The following is a 6,512-nucleotide window of genomic DNA, read 5'->3' on the forward strand; positions in this document are numbered from 1 at the left end:
GCCGCCGTTCTCCTCCAGTTTGGTCTCGCCGGAGACGTTGTAGCCGCGCAGGACGATCTCGCGGCCCTGGCCGTCGGTGAACCGGCCGTCCCGCACGGTCAGCGGGGCGCCGTCGAACCACAGGGAGTCGGAGGGGGTGGCGGCGGTGGCGGGCGGGACGCCCGCCACCGCCAGGGATCCGCTGAGGACGACCAGCACGGCCAGCAGACGTGCCCGAAGATTCGGCATGTCCACCACAATCCGGTCAGGTCCGGACGGCGTCAAGGGTCCTGACCCCGGAGTAAGTTGACTACCGGTCAGCTCCCTCCCTCGCCCACCCGGCGCACGAAGCCCAGCAGGTACTCCTTCCGGTTCAGCGGGTTGTGGTCGGTGCGCGGCCGCTCCGGGACCGTGCCCCGGGTCACCGGCGCGTAGTGGCCGAAGGCCGTCTCTAGCTCACCCTCGCCCCGGGTCAGCCCCGGCAGCCGCTGCTCCAGCGCGTGCACCCGGGCGGCCGGCACGGTGCCCTCCAGCACACAGACCGCGGCGTGCGTGGCCGTGCTCTCCGGCACCGCGCCGAGCCGGGCCAGCACCGGCAGCAGCGTGCCCAGCGTGTCGGCCGGCGCCTCCAGCCGGAAGCGGTGCACCGGCTCGTGCACGAGGGTGCCGGCCCGGCGCAGCGCCTCGGTAAGGACCAGGGGGGTCAGGCCCCGGAAGTCGTAGCCGGTGCTCGACATGCTTTTGTCGAAGCGCTGGTGCGCGTGACTCTGCCGGGGCGAGTAGCCCGAGTGCGTCATGGTGACCGTGCAGTCGGTGACCTGCCAGCCGTGCAGCCCCTGGCCGAGGGTCTCGCGGACGGTGTCCTCCACGGCCTTGAAGAAGGCGTACGGCATCGAGCCCAGCTCCACCTCCCGCCGGAAGGCCACGCCCGCGCCGGGCGGGGCCGCATCGACGCGCAGGCCGACCGTGGCGAGGAAGGGGTTGTCGCCCTTCTTGTTGAACTCCACGGCGTGCCCGCTGCCGACCGGGCGTTCGATGCACAGGGTCGTCGTCTCGCGGAAGGTGACGGCCAGCCCGTACTCGTCGGCGAGGGTGGCCTGGACGACCTCCTTCTGGACCTCGCCGTAGAGGGACACCGAGGTCTCCCCCCGCAGCTCGTCGTGGCGGACGCCGATGAGCGGGTCCTGCTCGGCGAGCTGGGTCAGCGCCAGGTGCAGCGAGCGCCGGTCCGTGCCGGGGCCGGGGACGACGACCGTCTCCAGGGTGGGCGGCGCGAAGTGGTGCTCGTACGGCCGAGGGGGAATGCCGAGCGCGTCGCCGATCCGGACGGCGCCGAGACCCCACACCTTGACGATCCGGCCCGCGCCGGCGCTGTCCGCCGTGGTGTCCGTGCCGTGCCCGAAGACGCTGAGGGCGGTCACGCGTCCCTTCTCGCCGGTGTCCCGGCGGCCGTCCCCGAACGCGACGCGGTCGCGGACGCGCAGGGTGCCGGAGAAGAGCCGGGCGTAGGCCGCTTTCTCCCCCGCCGGGCCCCGCTCGATCTTGAACACCGTGCCCGACAGGGGGCCGTGCGGGTCGCCGGCCACGCGGGGCAGGAGGCGTTCGATGCCGGCGATCAGCTCGGGCACGCCGGCGCCGGTGATCGCGGAACCGAAGTACACCGGGTGGACGGACCCGCTCCGGGTCTGGGCCGCCAGGGAGCGGTGGAGCCGGCCGGCGGGGACACCGCCGTCGAGGTAGGCGGCGAGCAGGCCGTCGTCACGGTCCACCAGCGCCTCCAGCGCGGCCGGGCCCAGGCCGGGGAGGAAGCGGGCGGCCCGCGTGCCGAGCCCCGCGGCCGTCCCCGTCGGGACGAGCGGTACGCCGAGCCGCCGGTCCATCTGGCGCAGCACGGCCGCGTCCCGGGCGCCCCGTCGGTCGATCTTGTTGACGAAGACCAGGGTGGGGATGCGCAGCCGGCGCAGGGTGCGCATCAGTACCCGGGTCTGCGCCTGGACGCCCTCGACGGCCGAGACGACCAGGACGGCACCGTCCAGCACGCCGAGCACCCGCTCCACCTCGGCGATGAAGTCCGGGTGGCCGGGGGTGTCGATGAGGTTGACGGTGACGCCGTCGAGCGGGAACGACACGACGGCGGACTTGATGGTGATGCCGCGCTGCCGCTCCAGCGCGAGGGTGTCGGTGGCGGTGCTGCCGGCGTCGACGCTGCCGACCTCGTCGATCACTCCGGCGGTGTGCAGGAGCCGTTCGGTCAGACTCGTCTTACCCGCGTCGACGTGCGCGAGGATTCCCAGGTTGAGCAAGTGCACGAAGCGTCATGTCCTTGAGAGAGGGGGCGGTGGCTACCGGGGTGGACATGGACGCAGCGCGCATCGTGACTCCTGGTTCTGCGGGGAACTCGACCGGTGCAGTGCAGCAGAAGGGCGGCCGCGGCGCCAACGGATTAACGTGCGACGGGGTGCCCGTGGCGGGGGCCGGCCGAAGGGCGGACGATGCGTGAGATCCTCGCGGTACTGGACCGGTGGTACGCCGCCCGGGTGCCGTTCGGGCTGGCCACGGTCGTCGCGGTCAGCCGCAGCGCGCCCCGCGGACCCGGCGCCGCGCTGGCCGTCGGGCCCGACGGCGAGGTCGTCGGCGGCGTCTCCGGCGGCTGCGTGGAGGGCGCGGTGTTCGAGCTGGCGCAGGAGGCCGTCGAGACCGGCGCGGTCCGGCTGGAGACGTTCGGTCACGACGATGACGACGCCTTCGCGGCCGGGCTGACCTGCGGAGGCGAGATCACCGTGCTGGTGCGGCCGGTGACGGCGGCCCTGGATCCCGTGTTCGGCGCGGTGGCCGCGTCCGTCGCCGGGGGCGAGCCGGTCACCGCGGCCACCGTGGTCGACGGGCCGGCGCCGCGCGGAGCCACCCTCGCGGTGTGGCCGCGGACGGCCGCCGGCAGCCTGGGCACGCGGGGGCTCGACGCGGCCGTCGCCGCCGACGCGCGCGGCGGACTCGCCCTCGGCGTGACCGGCCTGCGGCACTACGGGCCGCACGGGGAGCGGCACGAGGACACGGTCACGGTGTTCCTGCACTCCTTCGCGCCACCGCCGCGCATGCTGGTGTTCGGCGCCATCGACTACGCCGCGGCCGTGGCCCGGCTCGGGGGCTTCCTCGGCTACCGGGTGACCGTGTGCGACGCCCGGCCGGTGTTCGCCACGCCCCGGCGGTTCCCGGAGGGCGTGGAGGTCGTCGTGGACTGGCCGCACCGGTACCTGCGCGGTACCCGCACGGACGAGCGGACGGTGGTCTGCGTCCTGACGCACGACCCGAAGTTCGACGTGCCGGTGCTCCGGGAGGCACTGCGCCGGCCGGCCGCGTACATCGGGGCGATGGGCAGCCGGCGCACCCACGAGGACCGGCTGCGCCGCCTGGCCGGGTCCGGCTGCACCGACGAGGAACTGTCCCGGCTGCGCTCCCCGATCGGCCTGGACCTCGGCGCCCGGACGCCGGAGGAGGTGGCGGTGTCGGTCGCGGCGGAGATCGTGGCACTGCGGTGGGGCGGCACCGGGGCGCCGCTCAGCGGGACGAGCGGCGCGATCCACCCGCCCGGGTCCACCGAGGCGGGTGGCGGCACGGGCTCTTGAGGGACCTCGAGGGCAGCCCGCGAGGGGGCTGCGAGCGCCCACCAGGGGGCCATGGGGAGTCCGGCGGTCGGCCCCCGTCCGCGCTACTCGGGGTCCCCGCTCACCCGGGCGTGCAGGTGCAGGTCGTGCCAGCCGTTGGTGTGCAGCAGGGCACTGCGCTGGGTGCCCTCGAAGGTGAATCCGGCCTTCTCGGCCACCCGGCAGGAGGCGGGGTTGGCCGTCGAGTGGCACAGGGCCAGCCGGTGCAGGCCCAGGTCGGCCAGGGCCCACCGGCTGAGCCGCCGGGCCGCCGCGACCGCGAGGCCGCCACCTCGCGCCGCGGGCAGCACCCAGTAGACGATCTCGGCCGTACCGCCGGCCAGATCGACGTCGTTGAGGCCGGCGAGGCCGACGGCGCCGCCGCCGCGCGGGGCGATGGCCCAGACCGCGCCGGTCTCGGCCCGGCGGCGCGCGTGCAGGCGCTCGATCCGGGCGCGCGCCTCGGCACGGCTGTCGACGGTGAACAGGTTCCAGTGACTGATCGCGGTGTCCCGCCCCGCGGTGTGCAGGGCGTCGGTGTCGGCGTCGTCCAGGCGCCAGGGCCGCAGTTCCAGGCCGCCGGGCAGCTCCAGCACGGGCTGCGGACCGGCGGCGAGCCGGCCGGCGGGTACGACGGGGGGTATGCCGGGGCCGGGAGTCACCCGGTGATCATGTCACGTTCCGGTCCCGCGGCGGCAGCCGGTGCAGGGTGACGTCCGTGAGCGCTCCGCCGGCGACGGCCGCCGTCAGGTAGGTGCAGTGGGGCTGACGGCGGCGGTCGGTCGGGGAGCCCGGGTTGAGCAGGCGCAGCCCGCCGGGGGCGGTGGTGTCCCAGGGGATGTGGCTGTGCCCGAAGACCAGGACGTCCAGGTCCGGGAAGCGGGCGGCGCAGCGGGCCTCGCGGCCCTGGGCCGGCCCGGTCTCGTGGACCACGCCGAAGTGCAGGCCGCCCAGCTCGGCGTACGCCACCTCCGGCAGCCTGGCCCGCAGTTCGGGGCCGTCGTTGTTGCCGTACACAGCGACCAGCCGGCGGCTGCGGCTCTCCAGCAGGTCGAGGGTGGCGGTGTCGACCCAGTCCCCGGCGTGCACGACGACGTCGGCGCGCGGGAGTTCGGCGAGCAGCTGCTCGGGGAGCCGCTTGGCCCGCTTGGGCAGGTGCGTGTCGGACATCAGCAGGAGGCGCACGCCGTCAGCCTAGGCGGACCGGGAGGTCAGCCGGCGGTATCCGCGCAGGGCGCCCAGTGCGGCGGCGCCCGCGCCGAGGGCGGTGGCGGCGGGGTGCCGGACCAGGGTCTCCTGCCAGGAGCGGGCGTGCGCGGTGTCGTCGAAGGAGCCGTGCGCGCCGTGGTCGTCGGCGGGTTCCCGGTCGACCGGTGCGAAGAGGTTGTCCAGTCCGGTGGGCGGGATGCTGTCGGTCTGCTGGGAGTCGAAGCCGGTGCGGGCCAGGTAGCGGTCGAGGAGCGCCGGGACGAACCGGTTGGCCCAGATGGTGGCGACGGTGGTGGCGCCGATGTAGTACTGCTTGCGGCCCGGGTGGTCGGCGGCGTGGACCACGCCCCGTGCGGCCACCTCGGGCTGGTAGATCGGCGGGACCGGCATGGGGTGCTTGGACAGCCGGGAGCGGACCCACTCGAACTGGGGCGTGTTGACCGCCGGCATCTGGGCGACGGTGACGTGCACGTTGCTGCCCCGGTGCAGCAGCTCGGTGCGCAGCGAGGAGGTGAAGCCGTTGATGGCGTGCTTGGCCCCGCAGTACGCGGACTGCAGCGGGATGGACCGTTCCCCGAGCGCGGAGCCGACCTGCACGATGGTGCCGCGGTCGCGGGGCAGCATGCGCTTGAGGGCCGAGCGGGTGCCGTTGACGAAGCCGAGGTAGGTGACCTCGGTGATCCGCCGGTACTCCTCGGGGATGATCTCCTCGAACGGCGCGAAGACGCTGGCGAAGGCGCAGTTGACCCAGATGTCGATCGGGCCGAACTCCCTCTCCGCGGCCTCGGCGACGGCCTCCGTCCGGTCCGGGTCGGCGACGTCGGCGGGCTGCACCAGGGGCCGTCCGCCGAGCGCCGCGACCTCGTCGGCCGCAGCCGAGAGGCCGCCCTCGCCGCGCGCGACCAGGACGACGTCGGCGCCGCGCCGGGCGAACAGGCGGGCGGTGGCGCGGCCGATGCCGGCGCTGGCACCGGTGATGACGACGGTCGGGGACATGCTCATCTCCTTCTCCTGTGGTCTCGGGACTCGGCTGCGGAACGGGGTTCCGGTTCATTGCGCCCGGTAGGGCGCCGCCCGCTCCTCCACGAGGGTCAGGCCGAGGCCGGGCGCCCCGTCGGCGCCTGGCGTGACGCTGCCGCCGCCGGGGTCCAGGACGCCGTCGAACAGCAGCCGTTCGATGCGGACGTGGTCGTGGAACCACTCCAGGTGGCGCAGGTTGGGCACGGCGGCGGCGACATGGGCGTGGGCGTGGGGCGCGCAGTGCCCGGAGACGTCGAGCCCGCGGGCGTGGGCGAGCGCGGCGGCGCGCAGCCACACGGTGATGCCGCCGCACCGGGTGACGTCGGCCTGGAGGCAGTCGACGGCTCCGGCGGCCAGCATGTGCTCGAAGTAGGCGAGGGTGTAGCCGTACTCGCCGGCGGCGACGTCGATCGCGGTGCGGGCGCGGACGTCGGCGAGGGTGGTCAGGTGGTCGGAGGAGACGGGCTCCTCGAACCAGGTGACGCCGTGGTCGGCGAGCGGGCCCGCGATCCGTAGGGCCTGGCCGGCGGTGTAGGCGCCGTTCGCGTCGACGTACAGTGCGACGCCGTCGCCGACGGTGGCCCGTGCGCGGGCGACGCGTTCCAGGTCGCGGTCCTCCCGGGTGCCCCACGACTCCCCGATCTTGATTTTGACGCGGGGAAT

Annotated in this window: 6 protein-coding genes and 1 pseudogene; 1 reads left to right on the forward strand and 6 read right to left on the reverse strand. The window is 74.8% G+C overall.

What is annotated here, in order from left to right; genetic code table 11:
• Together IE312_RS41555 and IE312_RS23690 are read right to left on the reverse strand one after the other, a co-directional pair.
• Positions 1 to 228 (reverse strand): annotated as a pseudogene (locus tag IE312_RS41555) (endoglycosylceramidase); the annotation flags it as partial.
• Between the two features lie 68 nt (positions 229 to 296).
• Positions 297 to 2,288 (reverse strand): elongation factor G, encoded by a 1,992-nt coding sequence (locus IE312_RS23690; protein WP_189984351.1) that lies wholly within the window; start codon positions 2,286 to 2,288, stop codon positions 297 to 299.
• Between the two features lie 183 nt (positions 2,289 to 2,471).
• Here IE312_RS23690 and IE312_RS23695 point away from each other — a divergent pair, with 183 nt between their 5' ends.
• A complete protein-coding gene (locus tag IE312_RS23695; RefSeq protein ID WP_189984352.1) occupies positions 2,472 to 3,602 on the forward strand; it encodes an XdhC family protein in 1,131 nt (376 codons plus the stop codon).
• An 83-nt stretch (positions 3,603 to 3,685) separates the two neighbouring features.
• Here the strand turns inward: IE312_RS23695 and IE312_RS23700 are convergent, their stop codons facing one another.
• From IE312_RS23700 to IE312_RS23715, 4 genes are all read right to left on the reverse strand, one after another.
• Positions 3,686 to 4,282: a GNAT family N-acetyltransferase gene (locus IE312_RS23700; protein ID WP_229900354.1), complete on the reverse strand. Its 597-nt coding sequence runs from the start codon at positions 4,280 to 4,282 to the stop codon at positions 3,686 to 3,688.
• A gap of 7 nt (positions 4,283 to 4,289) precedes the next feature.
• Positions 4,290 to 4,805 carry a metallophosphoesterase family protein gene (locus IE312_RS23705; RefSeq protein WP_189984353.1) on the reverse strand — a complete coding sequence of 172 codons (516 nt, stop codon included), beginning with the start codon at positions 4,803 to 4,805 and terminating at the stop codon, positions 4,290 to 4,292.
• A gap of 9 nt (positions 4,806 to 4,814) precedes the next feature.
• Positions 4,815 to 5,825, reverse strand: a complete 1,011-nt coding sequence (locus IE312_RS23710) for an SDR family oxidoreductase (RefSeq protein WP_189984481.1) — start codon at positions 5,823 to 5,825, stop codon at positions 4,815 to 4,817.
• 54 nt (positions 5,826 to 5,879) lie between these two features.
• A partial coding sequence (locus IE312_RS23715; protein ID WP_306419807.1) for an enolase C-terminal domain-like protein occupies positions 5,880 to 6,512 on the reverse strand: 633 nt, incomplete at its 5' end.

Origin of the sequence: Streptomyces capoamus, assembly GCF_014654935.1 — a bacterium.
In the GTDB taxonomy this organism is placed as follows: Bacteria; Actinomycetota; Actinomycetes; order Streptomycetales; family Streptomycetaceae; genus Streptomyces; species Streptomyces capoamus.